This is a genomic window from Mucilaginibacter gotjawali (assembly GCF_002355435.1).
GTDB classification, from domain to species: Bacteria; Bacteroidota; Bacteroidia; order Sphingobacteriales; family Sphingobacteriaceae; genus Mucilaginibacter; species Mucilaginibacter gotjawali.
The window spans coordinates 5,452,755-5,473,108 of record NZ_AP017313.1 but is presented as its reverse complement, the minus strand read 5'-3'; the positions used below and the strand labels follow the sequence as shown (position 1 = coordinate 5,473,108).

The window sequence follows — 20,354 nt, the reverse complement described above, 5'->3', positions numbered from 1 at the left end:
CTCCGTTATTTAAAATCTTCCTTACAACGCCCCTTCCTTTATCTCCTCCACCACAGCCGGATCAAGCAAGGTAGAGGTATCCCCTAAATTGCTGGTATCTCCTTCGGCAATTTTGCGCAGGATGCGGCGCATGATCTTGCCCGAACGTGTTTTTGGTAAGCCTGATACAAACTGGATCTTATCCGGCCTGGCAATAGCGCCGATGATGCGGGTAACCGTCATCATAATATCTTTACGGGCCAGTTCATCGTCTCCATGTTTATTGGGGCAAACCACAAAAGCGTAAACGCCCTGGCCTTTGATATCATGCGGGTAACCTACTACGGCAGATTCCACTACGCTGCTATGCATGTTGATGGCGTTCTCCACTTCGGCCGTACCAATCCGGTGACCGGAAACATTCAGCACGTCGTCCACGCGGCCGGTAATGCGGTAATAGCCATCGGCATCACGAAGGCAGCCGTCGCCTGTAAAATACAGGTCGGGGTACGTTGCAAAATAAGTAGTGCGGCAGCGTTCATGATCGCCATAAGTGGTGCGCAGCATGCCAGGCCATGGGAAACGGATACACAGGTTGCCGCTTACCTCATTGCCTTCAATAATTTTTCCGTTTTCATCAACCAAAACAGGTTGTATACCCGGCAGCGGCAGGGTGGCGTAGCCAGGTTTGGTTTTGGTGATCCCGGCAATCGGCGAGATCATAAATCCGCCGGTTTCAGTTTGCCACCAGGTATCAACGATCGGGCAATGGCCCAGGCCTATCTTTTCATCAAACCAGTGCCACGCTTCTTCGTTGATGGGTTCGCCAACGGACCCCAGTTTTTTGATCGAACTAAAATCTTTTCCTTTTAATACCTCATCCCCAAAACTCATCAGCGAGCGGATGGCGGTTGGCGCAGTATATAATATGTTTACTTTGAATTTTTCTACAATATCCCAGAAACGACCGGGGGTAGGCCATGATGGGATACCTTCAAACATTACCACGGTTGCACCCTGTGTAAGCGGACCGTAGGCAATGTAAGAGTGCCCGGTGATCCAGCCAATGTCGGCGGTACAAAAATAAACCTCGCCCTGGTTGTACTGGAACGCGTTGGCAAAAGTATAGCCGGTGTAAACCATATAGCCGCCGCAGGTATGCACCACTCCCTTTGGCTTGCCGGTTGAACCGGAAGTGTACAGGATGAACAGCATATCTTCGGCATCCATTTCTTCGGCCGGGCAATCAGGGTTTCCCTGTGTTTCTACCTTTTTAACTTCGTCTTCCCACCAAACATCGCGGCCTTTGATCATGGATACCGGGGTGCGGCTGCGGGTAAGTACGATGCAGCGTTTGATCGACGGGCATTGTACCAATGCGTCGTCTATAATATTTTTAAGGGGGATTTCCTTGGTGCCGCGGTAGCCGCCGTCGCTGGTGATCACGATATTACATTCTGCATCTTTTATCCTGTCAGCAATGGACTGCGATGAAAAACCGCCAAATACTACGGAGTGCACCGCACCGATACGGGCGCAGGCTAAAACCGCAATGGCCAGTTCGGGCACCATCGGCATATAAATACAGATCCGGTCGCCTTTTTTGGCGCCGTTATTTTTTAGCACGTTGGCAAACTGGCAAACTTTATCATAAAGCTGGCGGTAGGTTAAAATGCGGTGATCTTCGTGAGGATCATTTGATTCCCATACGATGGCCGGTTTATCGCCCAGGGCATTCAGGTTACGGTCGAGGCAGTTTTCGGTAATGTTCAGCTTCGCACCGCGGAACCATTTAATGCTGGGGTCTTTAAAGTTCCACTCCAGTACTTTATCCCATTTTTTTCGCCACAAAAAATTTTCAGCGATCTCTGCCCAAAATTCTTCGGGTTGCTCTACGCTTTTGCGGTAAACGTCCTGGTATTCTTCAAAGGAGGTAACTTTTAACGGGGTCTTCATTTTATACAATAATTGGTGGGCGTAAATTAGTAATTTTTGTATTAACAGGGCAATAAAACAATACTTTTTAAAATAATTTAAAAAGTCCACCGGTTGCTTTTCTCCGGATACCCGTCTAAAAATAATCCAGTGTAATTACTATAGGCAAAAGTTCATAGACGATTGCCTTTTCAGCCTATGGAATATCAGGGGTTGGAGTAGAAATTTGTTGCCTTGCGCAACACGTACAACACCCTGCAGCAAAGATATAAAATATTGATAATTAGCAATTTGAGTGCTGACAATATTTTGTGAGTGGTTTTTTGTGTTTTTCTGGGCAATATTCCAGATTGTAAAAAAAAGACGCTATATTCGATATAATGTTTCATATCGAATAAATGAAAGCCAAAACCTTATTTTTCATCTTCCCATTAGTCTTGTCGTTAATAACCGGCAAAGCTTTCTCTCAAACAAAAAAGCTGATTTCAGTTAAAATTGAATGGGAGGATTTTAATACGGAAACAATTGTAGATGTTGGCTGTGATCAATTTAAGGATACTTTCAAAAGTACAAAGCAAACTAAATCATTGGATAATTTTGACGCTGTTTTTGAAATAAATAGCCTGCTTAAATACTTCACGAAGGAAAAACTGTACAAAAACATCGATGTCAGGGGTGTTATCACCCTGAATTATAAGGAAAAGCAAACTGAATATTGCTTTGACCAGTTTGGTCATTTTTACAAGGACGGTGTGCTATTATCCAATATTCCGTTAATGGCATTCATAAAGGGGCTTATCAATGCCAAGTATGCCAGGTAGTTAGTTTGAATATTTAAATGCCCTGGCCAATGCCAAAACAAGCTGCAAATCACAACCCCAATAACGCCACATCCGCTATTGGCAGTAACATCTTCCCGCAGTAGGGCGGCAGGATAAATCCGAATTTTTTGTAAAAGGTAACCGCATCTTCATCCAATGGGTCAACGATCACACCGATTGAGCTTAAGCTTTCACCGTTGCTAACACTATTAATGCATTTTGTGATCATTATGGCAATCATTTTATTTATGCTGAAAGCAGCACTGCTGCCAGAACAAGGCTTTATCAAATGGGAATTGCTCGATTATGGGAAGCAATCAGCCTGGATTTTGATGTCTGGGGTTATAAGGACGACTCCTGGCAGGATTTCAGGATCAACGTAAATTATGAAGCATTTTTGGTGAAAAGAAAATAATGAGGTATATTTGAGATAAAGGAAAGGGGTTATTATGTCCACAGTCAAGAAAGCATCCATTAAAGAAAAGGAATATAATATTATCGTAACCGATAAAGTCAGGAGTTATGCGGATGAACCTTTTTTCATAAAAAAAGAAGAAAAGGCTGCTGCGTTTTTGCGTAAACATCCCTTACCAGAGCATTTGAAAAAATGACATTGTTCAATTATAGCGAACTCTTAAAATTTACAACAAATCACGGTATACAATAATTAAGCTGATCGGTATATTTTCGGTCAGCCAGATCTGGAACCATATCCAATTTCTGTATAAATAAGGCTGTTTTTCCAAAAAACGTGACCTGTAGTTTCTCCCGGACTTCCGGACTTTTCCAACTTCCGGACTTTTTTAAAAATATTTTTCAAATCACTATTGCCTATTCAACTTAAAATCCTGATATTTGCAAACTCTTTTGAGAAAAGGAGCTAAAAAAGATTTGTCATGTCAAGAATTTGTGATTTAACAGGAAAAGCATCTTTAGTAGGAAATAACGTTTCTAACTCAAACGTTAAGACCAAAAGAAGATTCCATCCGAACCTGAAACTTAAGAAGTTTTATATTCCTGAGGAAGATAAATGGATTACCTTAAAGGTTTCCACATCAGCAGTAAAAACCATCAGCAAAAATGGGATCACTGCCTGTATCAATAAATTTGTAAAAAAAGGGTATATTTAGTAGGTGAGTTGTGAGCGGTGAATGGTGAGTAGTTAAGATTTTAACCACGCCCCAAATCACTAATTCAATAAATCACTAATTCAATAAATAAAAAGATGGCTAAGAAAGGCAACAGGGTTCAGGTAATTTTAGAATGCACCGAGCATAAAACAAGCGGCATGCCTGGTATGTCCCGCTATATTACCACCAAGAACAAGAAAAACACAACCGAAAGGCTTGAAATGAAAAAATTCAACCCGGTTTTGCGTAAAGTAACAGTTCATAAGGAAATTAAATAATTTGGTTGATTAAGTTGAATGGTTGATTGGGTTGAATAAGTTCAATAAAATCACCACCTCACTAACCTGCCTGCCGACAGGCAGGTTCACTAACTCAATAATTAAAAAGACATGGCAAAGAAAGTAGTTGCAACACTGAAAGTAGCAGGTAAAGGCAAAGATTATTCAAAAGTAATCACCATGGTGAAATCACCACGTACAGGTGCTTACTCGTTCAAAGAGCAGATCGTTGCTAACGATTTTGTGAAAGACGCGATTGCCGGGAAATTATAATCCGGTAATTTTGATCAAAATATAAAAGCCATCTTGTTTTACGAGAAGGCTTTTTTTATGTGCAGATATGCAAATGTGCGGATGTGCAAATGAATAAAAATAACGCATCCATTCATCTGCCCATTTAAAATCTGCACATTTGCACATCCGCATATCCGCACATCAAAAACATGGGATTATTCGATTTTTTCAAAAAAAAGGAAAGCACGCCACAGGAACAGGAGGCGCTGGATACCGGTTTGGAAAAAACCAAGGATAACTTTTTTTCAAAGATCACTAAAGTTATCGCCGGTAAATCAACCGTTGACGACGACGTTTTAGACGAACTGGAAGAAGTGCTGGTAACTTCGGACGTAGGCGTTAAAACTACCCTTAAGATCATTGAGCGTATCCAGGCACGTGTATTACGCGATAAATATGTAAGTACCGGTGAACTGAATAAATTGCTGAAGGATGAAATTCAGCAACTCCTGGCCGAAAATAACAGCAACGATTTTCATAATTTTGAATATGGCAGTCATAAGCCCTATGTAATTATGGTGGTGGGCGTAAATGGCGTGGGTAAAACTACTACTATTGGCAAACTGGCGCATAAATTAAAACAGGCAGGCAGTAAAGTGGTATTGGGCGCGGCGGATACCTTCCGTGCGGCAGCTGTTTCACAGATCCAGCTTTGGGGCGAGCGTGTAGGCGTAAAAGTAGTGGCGCAGGACATGGGTTCCGATCCGGCCTCTGTAGCATACGATACTTTGCGCTCGGCGGTGGCCAATGGCGATGATGTGGCGATAATAGATACTGCAGGTCGTTTGCACAATAAAGTGGGCCTGATGAACGAGCTCACCAAGATCAAAAACGTGATGCAAAAGGTGGTACCCGGCGCGCCGCATGAGATCTTGCTGGTACTGGATGCTTCAACCGGGCAAAACGCCATCGAGCAATGCAAACAATTTACCGAAGCCACTGCCGTAAATGCACTTGCTTTAACCAAGCTTGACGGCACGGCAAAAGGCGGTGTAGTGATAGGCATCTCTGATCAATTTAAAATTCCTGTAAAATATATCGGGGTTGGCGAAGGCATGAATGATCTGCAGTTGTTTGACCGGCAGGCGTTTGTGGATAGCCTGTTTAAGCAATAAGCCCCACCCAACCCTCCCCGGTAGGGAGGGCTTAAAAAAGGAGTGCAGCTAAAGTCTCCCCTACCGGGGGAGATTTAGAGGGGGCTGCCGAGAAACAATGAGAACAAAATCAATCATCGAGCCAATACCCAAAAGCAAACCACGTATCAACGTGGTGACGTTGGGCTGCTCAAAAAACATATACGACTCCGAGATCCTGATGGGGCAGCTGAAAGGCAACCATTTTGACGTGGTGCATGAATCGGAAACAGCCGGAAGCGATGATATCATTGTCATCAACACCTGTGGTTTTATTGATAATGCCAAACAGGAATCTATCGATACCATATTACAATACAGCGAGTTAAAAGACCAGGGCAAGGTAGGGAAGGTGATTGTTACCGGCTGCCTGTCTGAACGGTACAAGCCCGAACTGGAAGCCGAAATCACAAACGTTGATGGCTGGTTTGGTACCAATGACCTGCAAAACCTGTTAATTTCTGTCGGCGCTGATTATAAGCATGAACTGATTGGCGAACGCCTGTTAACTACGCCAAAGCATTTCGCCTATTTTAAAATAGCTGAAGGTTGTAACCGCCCCTGCTCGTTTTGCGCCATACCATTGATGCGTGGCAAGCATTTGAGCCAGCCGATTGACCAATTGGTGAAGGACGCCCAAAATCTGGCCAAGAACGGCACTAAAGAACTGATATTAATTGCCCAGGACCTTACCTATTACGGCCTCGACCTGTACGGCAAACGTAACCTGGACGAATTGCTGCGCAAACTTTCGGATGTGAATGGCATTGAATGGATCAGGCTGCAATACGCGTATCCCTCAGGTTTCCCGATGGAGATCCTGGAGGTGATGAATGAACGCGACAACATCTGCAAATACATGGATATGCCATTACAGCACATCAGCGATACAATGCTGAAATCCATGCGCCGCGGCATCACCAAACAAAAAACAATCGACCTGGTCAACGAGATCCGTGATAAAGTACCCGGCATTGCCATGCGTACCACGCTGATCACCGGTTACCCCGGCGAAACAGAGCAGGATTTTGAAGAAATGCAGCAATGGGTGGAAGAAACCCAATTTGACCGACTGGGTTGCTTTACCTATTCACATGAAGAAAAAACGCATGCTTATGCGCTGGTTGATGATGTGCCTGACGAAGTGAAACAGCAGCGTGCTGATGCCATTATGGAAATCCAGCAGGGCATTTCGTTCGATAAAAACCAGGAAAAGATAGGCAATACCTACAAAGTGTTGGTGGATAAGAAAGACGGAAACTATTTTGTTGGCCGTACCGAGTATGATTCGCCGGAGGTGGATAACGAAGTTTTAATTGACGCCACAGTTGATTACGCCACCATCGGCAGCTTTGTAAACGTAAAGATAGATACCGCCCAGGACTTCGACCTTTATGGACATATTGTAAAATAAACCATTTTTAGCTGCCCGGTTTCTGTTTTAGCATTTTAAAAATCTAAATTCGGGCTTTGCATTAACATAAAGGATAAAACGAGTAAGTGTTTTTAAGCCCTGAGTATTCGAAATATAAGACCATAACAACAACCCTCTTTACCGCTTGCGGAATAGAGGCCCGACCAGCGTAGCGCCGTCGGGGTGAGTAGACTCGCCGATATGCATTGGCGGTAATGTCCGCCTGGGTTGACTCACCCGAACATCGCTGCGCTCGTTCACCCTCTCTTCGCTTCGCGTAAAGAGGGTGAAAAATGTTTCGAATATCCTCTGGCTTCAATCCGAATTCGAACATCCGAACTCCGAAATCAAAAGATGGACTCAGCCTGTATAAACTATAAAGACACCGGTTATTTTTCACAAACGGTTATTGATTACCTGGAAGATCTTCCGGAATTACGTCCATTTTATAGTTACCGGCCTGATTTGGATGGCTTTGCAGCGCTATTGAAAAACAAAACAGTTGTTGCCGACCGCCAGTTATTGCATGATATCCTTTTGGAACAATACCAACACCAGGATAATTACCCGGTTGAGGTGCTGGATAATATTTCCCTGCTGAAATCGCCTGACACTTACACCATTACCACCGGTCATCAGCTCAATATTTTTGCCGGCCCATTATATTTTATCTACAAAATTGTAACCGCCATCAAGTTATCGCGGCAGCTAAAAGAAAAATTCCCCGCTAAAAACTTTGTGCCGGTTTATTGGATGGCGTCCGAAGATCATGATTTTGCGGAGATCAATTATACCCATATCGGCGGTAAAAAAGTGCATTGGTGGTACGAGGCCTCCGGTGCTACCGGGCGGATCAATCCAGATACGATGCGGCAGGCGCTTAACCAGTACAAAGGCGCTTTAGGGATCGATCATCATGCCGGTGAACTGGCCGATATTGTTGAACATGCCTATGCCGGTTTTGATAAACTGGCTGATGCCACCCGTTATTTGGTTAATGCGCTATTCGGGCAATACGGATTAGTAATCATCGATGCTGACGATCACCGTTTTAAGCAGCAGTTCGCGCCGGTAATGGAGCGCGATATAATCGAGCAAAACAGTTTTAAAAATATCAGCGCCACCAACGATAAACTGCAGGAGTTGGGCGTACACATACAGGTAAACCCGCGCGAAATAAACTTTTTTATTTACAGGACGGGTTGCGCGAAAGGTTGGTTTTTGAAAACGACCGCTACCAGGTTTTGAACAGCGCGATCAGTTTTACAGAAGCGGAATTAAAGAAGGAGATCAGCGAATTCCCCGAAAGGTTTAGCCCTAACGTGGTGATGCGCCCTTTATACCAGGAATGTATTTTACCCAATATTGCCTACGTAGGCGGGGGTGCCGAAGTGGTTTACTGGCTGGAGCTGAAATCGAATTTTGATCATTATAAAGTTGACTTCCCGATACTGATCCTGCGGAATTCCGGCCTCGTCATCTCAAAGGAAACTGCGGCAAAGATAACCCGCATGGATCTGGCGCCTGCCGAGTTGTTTAAAAGCGCCGATCTCATCAAAAACAACTGGGTTAAAAAACATAGCGAACACACTTTGAATTTAACCGAAGAATGGAGGGAGTTATCCTGCATTTTTGAGAAGATAAAACTCCGCGCACATAAAATCGACCCAACACTGGCCAATTCTGCTGCCGCCGTTCAGGCCCGGCTGAAACATGCCATGGAGAACCTGGAAAAGAAACTGGTAAAAGCCGAAAAAATAAACTACCATACCCGGCTTGAACAGGTGGAACATATCAAAGCTGATCTTTTCCCACATGACAGCCTGCAGGAACGTAACGAAAATTTCGGCCTGTTTTATGTTAAATGGGGGCAAAGCTTTATCGATGAGCTCATTCGTAATTTTGAACCGCTGGACTTTAAGTTTACGGTGCTGACAGAATAAAAACGCTATTATTAACGTGTTTAGAGATTAAAAATAGAGAAAAAGGAGGGGTTTAAAGCCGGGCCTGTGCGATTCCCCTCTTGAGAGGGGTGGAGGGGTGTGTTAGCGAGTATGCTGCCAACACACCCCCGCCACAACACAGGCCAGCACACCCCCTCTCGAGAGGGGAGTTACAATAACGCTCATGTTTTCAATTAGTTGATACTTTTAGTATCGGGTTTTCAATCGCTAAACACGTTATTATTATTATTTATGCATTTTAACTCCACCATCCTCACCATCCCTGGCCTGGGCGGTTCAGGGCCGCAGCATTGGCAATCCATTTGGGAAAAACAATATAATTTTACCCGCGTTGAACAATCGGATTGGGAAACGCCTGTTTGTGCCGATTGGATAGAAAATATTAACATTGCGGTAAATAGGTATGACCCGGCCGGCGTGATCCTGGTAAGCCACAGCCTTGCTTGCGCTGCCGTTGCTTATTGGGCGCAAAAATTCAATGTTAAAATAAAAGGCGCTTTACTGGCGGCACCGGCCGATTCCGAAGCGGAAAGTTTTCCAACCGTAACTAATGGCTTTTCGCCGATGCCGCTTTTAAAACTACCTTTCCCGTCCATTGTTGTTTCAAGTACCAATGATTTTTATGTAACCGCTGAGCGCGCAAAATTATTTGCCGATAGCTGGGGAAGTGCATTTATAAATGTAGGTAATGCGGGGCACATCAATGTATCATCCGGCTATGGGGAGTGGGATGAAGGGTTGACGTTTTTAAAACAGGTAGAAATATAAACCTCCATGTCATCCTGGACTTGTTTCAGGACCCCACGGACAGGTTTACGCAAGACAGGTGGGCGCATGACAGGTAGCCCGTATGGCGGACACATGCACGGCGTATACATAGCAAGTGAGGTGCCGATCCGCCAATGGGCGGACCAGGGAAATCGCGTTTAAAAAAGACGGGCATATTTAATTGAGGCTAAAGCCATTTTTATTGCTTCAGTTTACCAGTTGGCTAAAGCCAACGGCAATGAATGAAAAACGATACTTCTAAAATTCATTTCCGTTCCTTTTAAGGAACGGAAAAAGTCAACAAAAAGACAAAGGCTTTAGCCACATTTTAAGCGACAAGTTTTAAACGCGATTTCCCTGATGGGCGGACGGCATGGGGGATTGTATAATTCAAAACATACTATATTTGCGGTATGCTAATTTCTGAATCGGCCCTCCGTACTTTTACCCAAAACGTTTTCCTTGCCATGGGCTGTAGCGATGAACACGCGGGGCTTGCCGCAGATGTGTTGATACAGGCCGACCTGCGCGGCATCGACTCGCATGGCGTTGCGCGCCTGGTGGGTTATGTGCGCCTGTGGGAGAAGAAACGGATCAATCCCAATCCCAATATCACCATTGTGCATCAAACGCCTACCACGGCCACGGTTGACGGCGATGCCGGCCTTGGGCTGGTGGTTGCACCTTTTGCGATGCGCCTCGCCATTGAAAAAGCAGAAAAATATGGCTCGGGATGGGTATCGGTTCGAAATTCCAATCATTTTGGGATTGCCGGTTACCATTCCTTAATGGCGGTTGAAAAAAATATGATCGGCTTCGCGATGACCAACGCCAGCCCTTTGGTGGCCCCCACATTCAGCAACGAACGTTTATTGGGCACCAACCCCATCTGTTACGCTTTCCCGGCAGGAAATTATCCCCCGGTAGTGGTAGATATGGCGACCTCTGCGGCAGCCAATGGCAAGCTCGAGATCGCCCAGCGATCAGGCAAACAGGTGCCCGAAGGATGGATCCAGGATGCCAACGGAGATATTACCACAGACCCCCATGCTTTAAAAAAAGGTGGCTCGCTTTTACCCCTGGGCGGCAACAAGGAACATGGCAGCCACAAAGGTTTTGGGCTGAGTGCTACGGTCGACATTCTTTCAGCAGTATTATCCGGTGCCAACTACGGTCCATGGGTGCCGCCATTTGTGGCATTTTTAGAGCCACCAAATGACCCGGTCGGCTTAGGTATAGGCCATTTTGTGGGCGCCATGCGCGTGGATGGGTTTCGTCCCCTGGATGAATTTAAAGCTAATATGGATAACTGGATCGCGCGGTTTAAATCAGCCTCCACTGTCGACCCAAATCAAAAAGTGATCATCCCCGGCGAACCGGAACTGGAAGCGGAAGCGGATAGAAAGAAAAACGGCATCCCGATTGTGGACGCCGTATGGAATGATTTAAAGGGATTGGCGGTAAAGTTCGACAGCCCCCTAACCCCCTAAAGGGGGAATTTAAATCTGCGAAGGATTAATATCGAACATCGAATGCTGAATATCGAATAATGAAGTAAGAAACTTCGGTGTTTGATATTCAAAATTCATTATTCGACATTGCTTTTTATCAAACAAATCACTTGATCCCCCCGAGTATCCTCTCCCATCTTATCTTTTTAAATAGCGGCGCATCGCTGTCCCAGCTCATCCAGATAAATATGGCTTTGCCTGATATATGATCCTCGGGCACAAAACCCCAGTAGCGCGAATCTTCCGAGTCGTGGCGGTTATCACCCAAAACCCAGTAATAGTTCATTTTAAAGGTATAGGTATTTATCTTTTTGCCGTTGATAAAAATATCCGTTCCCTTTACTTCCAGCTTGTTGTGCTCGTAAACTTCAATCACCCGCTCATAAAGCGGAAAGGTCATGCTGTCCAGTTTTACGGTCCAGCCTTTTTTTGGGATGATGATGGGTCCAAAATTGTCTACGTTCCAATGATAATCGGGGATGGTTTTGGTAAGCAACACATGCATCGAGCTGGTACTGCTGCGCGGGAAAACATCTTCTGAAAAACCTTTCGGTGAAAAAACAGGTTTGAGGGACTCGATGTTGGAATATCCCCGCAGTAGCCTTGCCGATTGTTTGGTCATAGACGGATATTGGTGCCCATCGTAGGTAATAACGTGCAACTCCTCCAAAACATCAGGGGAAACCTCCCTGCCGTGGAGCTTGTAAGAATATTCCAGCTGTTCTTCTGGCGGGCCGGCCTGTGCTTTGCCATTTACAAATACTTGTTCGTTGATTATATTCAACGTATCACCTGCAATAGCCACACAACGTTTAATATAAAATTCGCGTTTGTCCACCGGGCGGTTATCAATGGTGTCCTGGGGGTAATTGAATACAATTACGTCGCCGCGTTTTATGCTGCTGAAACCCGGCAGACGCAAATAAGGTAATTCCAATCCATCCCAATACGATTTGAAATTAGTATTTGGCAGGGTATGATTAGCAAAAGGAAAGCTGATGGGGGTCATCGGGATCCTTGCCCCGTAGTTTAACTTGCTTACAAAAATATTGTCGCCCACCAGGAGCGTCCTTTCCATAGAGGCTGTTGGGATCACATAAGCTTCGATAAAAAACGTACGGATGAACATGGCGGCGAACACCGCGAAAAACACGGCTTGTCCCCAGGCGATAACGGAGGATACCGCCCTGCTTTTAGGGTGCCCCTTCCTGAAACCTGGCGATGCTGAGGGGCCAAGATAGACCGTTTTATTTTCGAAGCCCCATTTAGGCAGGTAAATAAAACCTAAAAGTATAGCTTTGGCGCGGTCCTTTGCGGTATATTTTCCATAACACTTGATAAAATCAACCAGGATACCGGCCCCGACAATAGTGCTGGCCAATGGCAGAAAAAGCCAGATCAACCACCAAACAGGTCGCCCGCTGATCTTTAGCATCACGTAGCCTGAATAAAAGGGGATCAGCGCCTCCCAACCTTTGCGTCCCGCTTTTTGGAATAATTTCCAATACCCGGCGAGGGCAAGCAAGAGAATTGGAGAGGCAAGAATGAGTACGCCGATGTAGCTGCCGATTTGCATTTTGTTAGTTGATTGGGTTAGATCAGATAGTTCAATGATGCTTTACACGTGTGACCTAATTCTATAACCCGTAGGGTCTACCGCTTTGTAGGAACAACATTCATCGCTATGTTTTGTCCGCCAGTTGGCGGGCTACCCTTATAATCTGTCAGGCAATTAAAATGTATTAACAAATAGGTTCAAATTGTCAAATCCTTTGATAAATCATCATCATGCTTATCCCGGTGTTTTTGTCGTGAATTTACCGTGCGGCGATGCAATAACATCTATTCTTATTTTTCTACAAAGGGGTTATCCCTAACGGGATATTTTCTCCGCAATTCAAGAATTGCCGGTTCATATTTATGTAATCACCCGAATAATTCATTATAGAGCCTGTCAAATTGATTAAGTTCAATAAAATAGTCATTAAATTTACCATTTCCAACCCAATCAACCACTCACTTAATCAACCAATTAATGGATCCCCATAAACAGCCTGCTCCAGCGTATTTTGTGGAAGAAAGAGGCGTTATCATCCCAGCTCATCCATACAAACAAGGCTTTCCCCACAATATGGTCCTCCGGAACGAAGCCCCAGTAACGTGAATCTTCCGAATCGTGGCGGTTATCGCCCATCATCCAGTAGTAATTCATTTTAAAGGTATAGCTATCGGTTTTTACACCGTTGATATAAATATCCGTCCCCTTAACTTCCAGTTTATTGTTTTCATAAACCTTAATAGCACGCTCATAGATCGGGAAGGTCATGCTGTCCAGTTTTACTGTCCAGCCTTTTTTAGGTATGATGATCGGACCATAATTATCTGCATTCCAATGATATTCCGGCGGATTTTGAGTAAGTTTTACATCAATGATGCTAGTACTGCTCTTCGGAAAAACCGGATATTGTAGGTCGGGAATCCCTTTTTTTGCAATAATCGGCGCAAAGTCTTTTACATTGGAATAACTTTTCAAAACATTGGCCGAAGCCTGTGTCATTGCCTTGGCTGAATGCCCTTCATATAGTGTAATTTGCAGGTCGTCTTCGATCTGAGGGTTCAAATCTTCTCCGACAGTATGATAAGTATATTCCATCTGTTCGCCAGGCGGGTTTGGAGCAGCCTTGCGGTTTACATATACCTGCCCGTCAACCACACTAACGGTATCGCCCGATATGCCCTGGCAGCGTTTAATATAATTCTCGCGTTTATCCACGGGCCGGTTGTTGATGGTATCGGCGGGGTAATTAAATACGACCACATCGCCCCGTTTTACGCTGCTAAAGCCGGGCAGGCGGTGATAGGAAAGTTCCCACCCATCCCAGTATGCTTTGGTGCCGGTTAATGGCATCGTGTGATGGGCGAAGGGGAAAGCGATTGGTGTCATGGGCGTGCGTGCGCCATAATTAACTTTGCTTACAAATAAAAAATCGCCGACAAGCAGTGATCTCTCCATTGATGGGGTAGGGATAACATATGCCTCAATAAAAAAAGTGCGGATCAGCGTAGCCGCTATTACCGCGAAAACTATCGCGTCAACCCACTCGCGGGTAGCGCTTTTCTTCTTCTTATTTGTGTTTTTTGGCGTATTTTTCTTATTCCAGAATTTCCAGTTCATTTTACAATATTGGGGATTATTTATGAATAAAAAGAACCATGAGCCAAGAGTCAGGAATCAAGACAAAATTTGGAGCTTATATATAATCCTCTTTTTTAACTTGGTTCTTGACTCTTGATTCCTGATTCTTTCTCTAAAAATTAAACATGTCTTCTATTGAATGAAAGCCTTTTTTATCACTTATCCATTCCGCAGCCATTACTGCACCCACGGCAAAACCGTTGCGGTTATGCGCTGTGTGCTTAAATTCAATGGTGTCAACTTCCGAATCATAAAGCACGGTATGGGTGCCCGGTACGCTGTCGATCCTGAACGATTCTATCAGCAGTTGATCAGCGGCAATATTATCGTCCGCTGTTTCGTCGCCATCGGTGGTAAGTACGTTTACCCATTCTTTTTTACGGTCCAGGTTTTCAATAATGCCCTCAGCAATAGTAATGCCTGTTCCGCTGGGCGAATCCAGTTTTTGCACATGGTGTATTTCTTCCACCTGTACATCATAATAAGGATAATTGTTCATCAGTTTTGCCAACACCTTATTTACATGAAAAAATACATTTACCCCGATGCTGAAATTGGAAGCATACAGCAGCGTATGGCCGCCGTCTTCGCATATTTGTTTTACCTGCGGCAACTGGTTGTACCAACCCGTTGTACCCACCACAACAGGAACACCGGCATTAAAACATTGTTTGATATTGCCCAGCACGGTTCCGGGCGTGCTGAACTCTATGGCGACATCAGCTTTGGCCAGGTTTTCGGTAGTTAGTTCGTCCAGGTTATTGTAATCGATTTTTAATACGATCTCGTGTTTACGGTCGGTGGCAATTTTTTCAATGATCTTGCCCATTTTTCCGTACCCTAATAATGCTATCTTCATTCTCAATAAATACTTTATGGCCGGCAAAGAAATTCAATTTCCCTGGAATGGCTGTATTAAAATGTAAAGGTAACTTTTAAAGCGGGAATATTTGAACCTGAAAAATTTTGGGCAAACATGTTTTGGTTAATTAGGGTAGGGCTTACCTGCATTGACAGGTTATTGTCTACTGTAAAGCTGTGAATGAATTTGGCGTCGATATAGGCATCAATGGCATTGATGGCCCATGCGCCCACAAAACCTAATATACAAAGGTCGCGGTTACGGCGGTAGCCATCCGTTGCATCGTACAGCGCCTGGCTGGATACCTGCGAATATAAAATCGCATCGGCATAATATTTATCCCCCACTTTGGGTGTGGTGCCGAATTCCCTGTATTTTGATAAGGCTAAAAATTCGTTGTAATTGGTATTATTAAAAATGATCGCATCAACCAACAGCCCCAGCCCGGCATAAACAAGGGGCACTTTCCACCATTGGTGATTATATACCTGCCCCCATCCCGGTACCATCAGCGAATGCATCACTGCAAGGTGCGGGCTATGGGTACTATCCGGGTGAAAAACTTTTTCCTTTTTTATTTTGGGGATAGATTCCTTTTCGGCTATTGTGTCCTTCCGGGTTGATATCAGGGTATCCTTGCTGCCGGCTTTTTTGGCAGCTTTTGATATGGTATCTGGTTTTTGAGCCATCGCGCTAAAAGCGAACAGCACCAAAAAGCAGACTACTGACAAATGTTTAAGCATGTTTTACATTAAAAAACCATTCGCTAAATGCGATAGGCGTATTACCAATCCATAATTTCGAGGATACGACCCAGGTCTTCCTGCGATAAAAAGGGGATCTCGATGGTTCCCTTTCCCTGGCTGCTCACCTTTAGCTTAACACGTGTGCTAAACTTGGATGCCAGGTCGTCCTGTATCTTTTGCACCTGAAAGGAAACTGGCTCCGGCTTTTTATCGTCCTTTTTAACGGGCGGCCGTTGCGCATTCCGTACCAGATCTTCTGTCATACGAACGGATAAGCCCTGCTTTATAATATGCTGGTGGTAAAATATTTGTTGGGTTGGGTCTTCTAGCGTTAACAAGGCTTTTGCATGGCCCATGCTGATCTGCCCGTCGCGTACAGATGCTTGTACTGCGGGAGGTAATCTTAACAAGCGCAGGTAATTGGTTACGGTCGACCTGTTTTTGCTTACGCGATCGCCCAGTTCCTCCTGTTTAAGGTTACACTCCTCAATCATCCGCTGAAAGCTGAGGGCTACCTCTATCGCGTTCAGGTTTTCACGCTGAATGTTTTCAATAAGCGCCATTTCCAGCATTTGCTGGTCGTTTGCCGTGCGGATATAAGCCGGTACCTGGGTTAAACCGGCAAGTTTTGATGCCCGGAACCGGCGCTCGCCTGAGATGAGCTGGTAACTGTGCGCGCTCATGCGCCTAACAGTGATAGGCTGTATCAGGCCCTGCAGTTTTATTGAGTCGGCAAGTTCGGCTAAAGCCTGTTGATCAAAATCAGTACGTGGCTGAAAAGGGTTGGTTTCAATTTCAGCTAATTTTATCTCATTTACCGACCCCGGGTTATTTACCTCAGGTGCGTTTGAAACATGACTTTTATTTTGTTGTACATTTTCAGAATCATTCAGCAGTGCGCTTAACCCTCTTCCCAAAGCGTTTCTTTTCTCTGTACTCATTATTTACACTGTTTCTATGTTAACTTCGGGTTCAGCTTTCACCAAACCGTTTTTTCGGATAATTTCGCGGGCCAGGTTCAGGTAATTGATGGCGCCCTTGCTGGTTGCATCGTGCATAATTACAGATATGCCAAAACTTGGCGCCTCGCTTAAGCGGGTGTTACGCTGTATAATGGTGTCAAATACCATATCTTCAAAATGGGTCCTTACCTCTTCAACCACCTGGTTTGATAGCCGGAGCCTCACGTCATACATGGTAAGCAGGATGCCTTCAATTTCCAGGTTAGTATTCAGGCGGGATTGAACGATCTTGATGGTATTAAGCAATTTGCCTAATCCCTCCAATGCAAAATACTCGCACTGTACGGGGATAATCACCGAATCGGCAGCAGTTAATGCATTGATGGTGATCAAACCCAGCGATGGCGAACAATCAATAATAATGAAATCGTAATTGTCCTTAACTACGTCCAATACGGCCTTCATTTTATATTCCCGGTCAACCAGGTTGATCATCTCTATCTCGGCGCCAACCAGGTCGATATGCGCGGGCAGCAGGTCGAGGTTCGGTGTTTCCGTTTTTTGAATGGCATCACGCGGATCAATATTATTGATGATACACTCGTAAATACTATCCTTTATATTGCGCGGATCGAAGCCAATGCCCGAGGTTGAATTGGCCTGCGGATCGGCATCAACCAATAGCGTTTTATATTCTAACACGGCCAAACTTGCAGCCAGGTTGATAGACGAAGTAGTTTTTCCAACACCCCCTTTTTGGTTGGCTAAAGCAATAATTTTACTCATTTTATATTTAAACAATTTTTATAAAAAGGTTCACTGGTGAACGAAAATTCGAATGAATGATTCTTCCCTCGTATCGTATTTTATCCGCGATAAAGATACGGTTTTAAATAATTCGGAAATCCACAGGTTTTGCTTATTTACAAACAAAATTAATTACTGAATTATTGATTTAGTGAATTAGTGAATGAGAAAATATGGATGAATTAGTGAGTTAGTGAATTAATGATTTACTTTTGTTTTTGGTGAGATTTTTGGACAATATTCGGTTGACGGGTAAAAAACTGAACTAATCACTAATTCACTAATTTGCTAATTCACTAATTAATACATGGTTACTATTATATCCGCCACTAACCGACCGGGGAGTTCAACATTTAAACTGGCTAAATATTATCAGAAAAGACTTCGAGAAAAAGGTTTGGAGGCCGGCATTTTGTCTATGGATCAGCTGCCCGCCAATATTATTGAAACCGATCTGTACGGAAAACGGAGCGAAGCATTTGCCGCCATCCAGGAAATAGTTACCAATACCCAAAAGTTTTTATTTATCATCCCGGAATACAATGGCAGCTTCCCCGGAGTTTTAAAAACATTTATTGATGCCTGCGATTTCCCGCAAAGTTTTTACGACAAAAAAGCAGCATTAACAGGCCTTTCGTCGGGTAAGTACGGCAATATCAGGGGCATTGATCATTTTACAGGGGTTTGCCACTATTTGAATTTGCATGTGATGCCCTTAAAAATCCACATCTCTTCCATCAAACAGGAATTCGATGCAAATAACGATCTGTTTAAAAAAGATACCCTTCAGTTTACCGAAGAACAGCTGGATAAATTCATTGCTTATTGATTTTTTGACGTTAGCATATTCCATTTCCCGCGATGCTATTGGTCTTCAGGTCCGTCTCCTTTCTTCTTTCGGACTTTCGGTCTTTCCCGACTTTCGGACTATTTTCCATTTATCAATTTTGCCATTATAAAAGCGGCGGCGGCGGCAATTGCGCCTATAATTAATACTTTTAAAGCCCCGGCAAACACCGGCTGCCCGGTTACTTTGCTCTTAAAATAGCCAAAAACAAACAAGCAAACCATGGTAATGGCGCACGAATAGTATAATGCTATTTGCGATTCGCTTACAAAAAAGTAAGGTGACAGCGGGATTATCCCCCTACGATATAGGAAATACCAATGGTAATGGCACTTTGCGATGCCCTGTTTGCTTCGGGTTTTTCAAGGCCGAGTTCATAGCGCATCATAAAATCAACCCATTTATCTTTGTCTTTTGCCATTTCATCGGCAATCTGGTCCTGCAATGCCGGCGACAATCCAAAATCAGCAAATACTTCTTTAACCTCCGCTTTTTCCTGTTCAGGTACGCGCTCCACTTCATCATATTCGCGCTTTAATTCCGAATGATAATGATCAGCTTCGGTGCGGCCCGCTAAAAAGCCACCCAGGCCCATCGCGATGGACCCGGCTACAATCTCGGCTATGCCGGCGGTAATAACAATTCCCGATGAATTTACAGCGCCGCTTAACCCTGCCGCCAGGGCAAAAGGTACAGTTAACCCGTCGGACATGCCGATTACAATATCGCGTATAGTGTCTGAGCTTTTTAAATGTTGTTCATGATGCATGGTTAAAAGTAGCAGTATTAAAATAGTTTTTGAGCTGAAATTTCAATTTATTTTTAGTCTTGATTATTTGAACGATGATAAAAAAATTATCTTTACATCATAACCACCTAAATTAATGCGCCTTTTATTAAACCTGTCATGGATCTTTTTTGCGATCCCCTATTTTTTGCATGCCCAGGACAATTACCAGCCTGGCCTCATTGTCAATACGAAGGGTGATACCGTTCGCGGATATATCCAGTATGCGGAGTGGGACAATAACCCCGATAAGATACTGTTTAAAACCAGCACATCAGGAACTGCAGTGGCGCTGACGCCCGATAGTATCAGGTTTTTTAGCGCTGCGGTGGGCCATTTGGCCAAATTCGTAGCCTATGGCGGGCCTGTTTCAACGGACATCACCGACATTACACGCCTTGCTATAGGGCGCGATTCGGGCTACCGTATGGATAAGATATTTTTAAAGGTATTGCAGGAAGGTAAAAACCTGTTGTTGTTTTCGTACGCCGACAACCTGAAGACCCGATTTTTTATCGCCGGAAACTATGCTGAAAAACCCGCCGAACTGGTATACCGGATTTATTACAACAGTATAGAAGAAAACGGCTGGGACCGAACATCGTACGAAAACATTTTTAAATCGCAGCTCTATAACCAGGCTGTTAAAGCCGGTGTAATGAATCAGGCTTTAAAAAAGCAAATACAGGCAACCGATTACAAAGAGGCTGCCCTGCAAAATACAGCCGGTTTAATTAACAGTATTTCGGCAGCCGATCAAACCAAAAATAATCCCCGTAAACCAAGCGGCTTTTTAAAGGCAATTGCCGTTATTGGAGGAATAGTAGTTATTATTTGGTTTGTTCACGACCTGGCTGTACATAACAGCCACTAACACGCGCACCAAACTGTTTATTATATCACAAATTAACCCCTAACCC

At 44.2% G+C, this 20,354-nt stretch carries 21 protein-coding genes and 2 pseudogenes; 14 read left to right on the top strand and 9 right to left on the bottom strand.

Annotation, left to right across the window (positions count from 1 at the left end):
* Nucleotides 1-21 precede the first annotated feature (21 nt).
* Entirely contained in the window at nt 22-1,935 is a 1,914-nt protein-coding gene (gene acs / locus MgSA37_RS24190; protein WP_096357721.1) for an acetate--CoA ligase, read from the bottom strand.
* Between the two features lie 377 nt (nt 1,936-2,312).
* Between acs and MgSA37_RS24185 the strand changes: the two genes are divergently transcribed.
* The gene (locus MgSA37_RS24185; RefSeq protein WP_096355830.1) at nt 2,313-2,735 is read left to right on the top strand and encodes a hypothetical protein; all 423 of its coding nucleotides are present in this window, start codon (nt 2,313-2,315) and stop codon (nt 2,733-2,735) included.
* A gap of 49 nt (nt 2,736-2,784) precedes the next feature.
* Here MgSA37_RS24185 and MgSA37_RS24180 read toward each other — a convergent pair whose 3' ends face one another.
* On the bottom strand, nt 2,785-2,964 hold the full coding sequence (locus MgSA37_RS24180) for a hypothetical protein (RefSeq protein WP_157750714.1): 180 nt from the start codon (nt 2,962-2,964) through the stop codon (nt 2,785-2,787).
* On the opposite strand from MgSA37_RS24180, the gene MgSA37_RS29815 reads away from it, so the two are divergent.
* The 11 genes and pseudogenes from MgSA37_RS29815 (at nt 2,944) to MgSA37_RS24135 (ending at nt 11,206) form a co-directional block, all read left to right on the top strand.
* Nucleotides 2,944-3,150: a DUF6934 family protein gene (locus MgSA37_RS29815; RefSeq protein ID WP_375782357.1), complete on the top strand. Its 207-nt coding sequence runs from the start codon at nt 2,944-2,946 to the stop codon at nt 3,148-3,150. The genes MgSA37_RS24180 and MgSA37_RS29815 overlap by 21 nt on opposite strands.
* A gap of 34 nt (nt 3,151-3,184) precedes the next feature.
* A complete protein-coding gene (locus MgSA37_RS28415) occupies nt 3,185-3,346 on the top strand; it encodes a hypothetical protein (protein ID WP_157750712.1) in 162 nt (53 codons plus the stop codon).
* Nucleotides 3,347-3,631: 285 nt separating this feature from the next.
* Nucleotides 3,632-3,865, top strand: coding sequence for a 50S ribosomal protein L28 (gene rpmB / locus MgSA37_RS24170; RefSeq protein ID WP_096355826.1), 234 nt, complete (start codon nt 3,632-3,634; stop codon nt 3,863-3,865).
* A 95-nt stretch (nt 3,866-3,960) separates the two neighbouring features.
* The gene (gene rpmG, locus MgSA37_RS24165) at nt 3,961-4,143 is read left to right on the top strand and encodes a 50S ribosomal protein L33 (protein ID WP_067063463.1); all 183 of its coding nucleotides are present in this window, start codon (nt 3,961-3,963) and stop codon (nt 4,141-4,143) included.
* 111 nt (nt 4,144-4,254) lie between these two features.
* Complete coding sequence (locus MgSA37_RS24160) at nt 4,255-4,416, top strand: DUF4295 domain-containing protein (protein ID WP_096355824.1); 162 nt, start codon at nt 4,255-4,257, stop codon at nt 4,414-4,416.
* A gap of 170 nt (nt 4,417-4,586) precedes the next feature.
* On the top strand, nt 4,587-5,552 hold the full coding sequence (ftsY, locus tag MgSA37_RS24155; protein ID WP_096355822.1) for a signal recognition particle-docking protein FtsY: 966 nt from the start codon (nt 4,587-4,589) through the stop codon (nt 5,550-5,552).
* Nucleotides 5,553-5,649: 97 nt separating this feature from the next.
* Nucleotides 5,650-6,984, top strand: coding sequence for a 30S ribosomal protein S12 methylthiotransferase RimO (gene rimO / locus MgSA37_RS24150; RefSeq protein WP_096355820.1), 1,335 nt, complete (start codon nt 5,650-5,652; stop codon nt 6,982-6,984).
* A 354-nt stretch (nt 6,985-7,338) separates the two neighbouring features.
* Nucleotides 7,339-8,390, top strand: a pseudogene (gene bshC / locus MgSA37_RS29810) (bacillithiol biosynthesis cysteine-adding enzyme BshC); the annotation flags it as partial.
* 105 nt (nt 8,391-8,495) lie between these two features.
* Nucleotides 8,496-8,927 (top strand): hypothetical protein, encoded by a 432-nt coding sequence (locus MgSA37_RS29845; RefSeq protein WP_455429671.1) that lies wholly within the window; start codon nt 8,496-8,498, stop codon nt 8,925-8,927.
* A gap of 252 nt (nt 8,928-9,179) precedes the next feature.
* On the top strand, nt 9,180-9,716 hold the full coding sequence (locus MgSA37_RS24140) for an RBBP9/YdeN family alpha/beta hydrolase (RefSeq protein ID WP_096355818.1): 537 nt from the start codon (nt 9,180-9,182) through the stop codon (nt 9,714-9,716).
* Between the two features lie 413 nt (nt 9,717-10,129).
* Nucleotides 10,130-11,206: an Ldh family oxidoreductase gene (locus MgSA37_RS24135; RefSeq protein WP_096355816.1), complete on the top strand. Its 1,077-nt coding sequence runs from the start codon at nt 10,130-10,132 to the stop codon at nt 11,204-11,206.
* Between the two features lie 127 nt (nt 11,207-11,333).
* Here MgSA37_RS24135 and lepB (MgSA37_RS24130) read toward each other — a convergent pair whose 3' ends face one another.
* The 6 genes from lepB (MgSA37_RS24130) to MgSA37_RS24105 form a co-directional block, all read right to left on the bottom strand.
* Nucleotides 11,334-12,803, bottom strand: coding sequence for a signal peptidase I (gene lepB, locus MgSA37_RS24130; RefSeq protein WP_096355814.1), 1,470 nt, complete (start codon nt 12,801-12,803; stop codon nt 11,334-11,336).
* Nucleotides 12,804-13,259: 456 nt separating this feature from the next.
* Nucleotides 13,260-14,402: a signal peptidase I gene (gene lepB / locus MgSA37_RS24125; protein WP_096355812.1), complete on the bottom strand. Its 1,143-nt coding sequence runs from the start codon at nt 14,400-14,402 to the stop codon at nt 13,260-13,262.
* 133 nt (nt 14,403-14,535) lie between these two features.
* Complete coding sequence (gene dapB, locus MgSA37_RS24120) at nt 14,536-15,282, bottom strand: 4-hydroxy-tetrahydrodipicolinate reductase (RefSeq protein WP_096355810.1); 747 nt, start codon at nt 15,280-15,282, stop codon at nt 14,536-14,538.
* Between the two features lie 56 nt (nt 15,283-15,338).
* Complete coding sequence (locus MgSA37_RS24115) at nt 15,339-16,028, bottom strand: DUF5683 domain-containing protein (RefSeq protein ID WP_157750710.1); 690 nt, start codon at nt 16,026-16,028, stop codon at nt 15,339-15,341.
* 41 nt (nt 16,029-16,069) lie between these two features.
* The gene (locus MgSA37_RS24110) at nt 16,070-16,972 is read right to left on the bottom strand and encodes a ParB/RepB/Spo0J family partition protein (protein WP_172885370.1); all 903 of its coding nucleotides are present in this window, start codon (nt 16,970-16,972) and stop codon (nt 16,070-16,072) included.
* Nucleotides 16,973-16,975: 3 nt separating this feature from the next.
* A complete protein-coding gene (locus tag MgSA37_RS24105) occupies nt 16,976-17,779 on the bottom strand; it encodes a ParA family protein (protein ID WP_096355804.1) in 804 nt (267 codons plus the stop codon).
* 328 nt (nt 17,780-18,107) lie between these two features.
* Between MgSA37_RS24105 and MgSA37_RS24100 the strand changes: the two genes are divergently transcribed.
* Entirely contained in the window at nt 18,108-18,629 is a 522-nt protein-coding gene (locus MgSA37_RS24100; RefSeq protein WP_096355802.1) for an NADPH-dependent FMN reductase, read from the top strand.
* A 98-nt stretch (nt 18,630-18,727) separates the two neighbouring features.
* Here MgSA37_RS24100 and MgSA37_RS24095 read toward each other — a convergent pair.
* A pseudogene (locus tag MgSA37_RS24095) lies at nt 18,728-19,359 on the bottom strand (VIT1/CCC1 transporter family protein).
* 172 nt (nt 19,360-19,531) lie between these two features.
* Here MgSA37_RS24095 and MgSA37_RS24090 point away from each other — a divergent pair.
* Entirely contained in the window at nt 19,532-20,308 is a 777-nt protein-coding gene (locus MgSA37_RS24090) for a hypothetical protein (RefSeq protein WP_096355800.1), read from the top strand.
* The last annotated feature ends 46 nt before the right edge of the window (nt 20,309-20,354 follow it).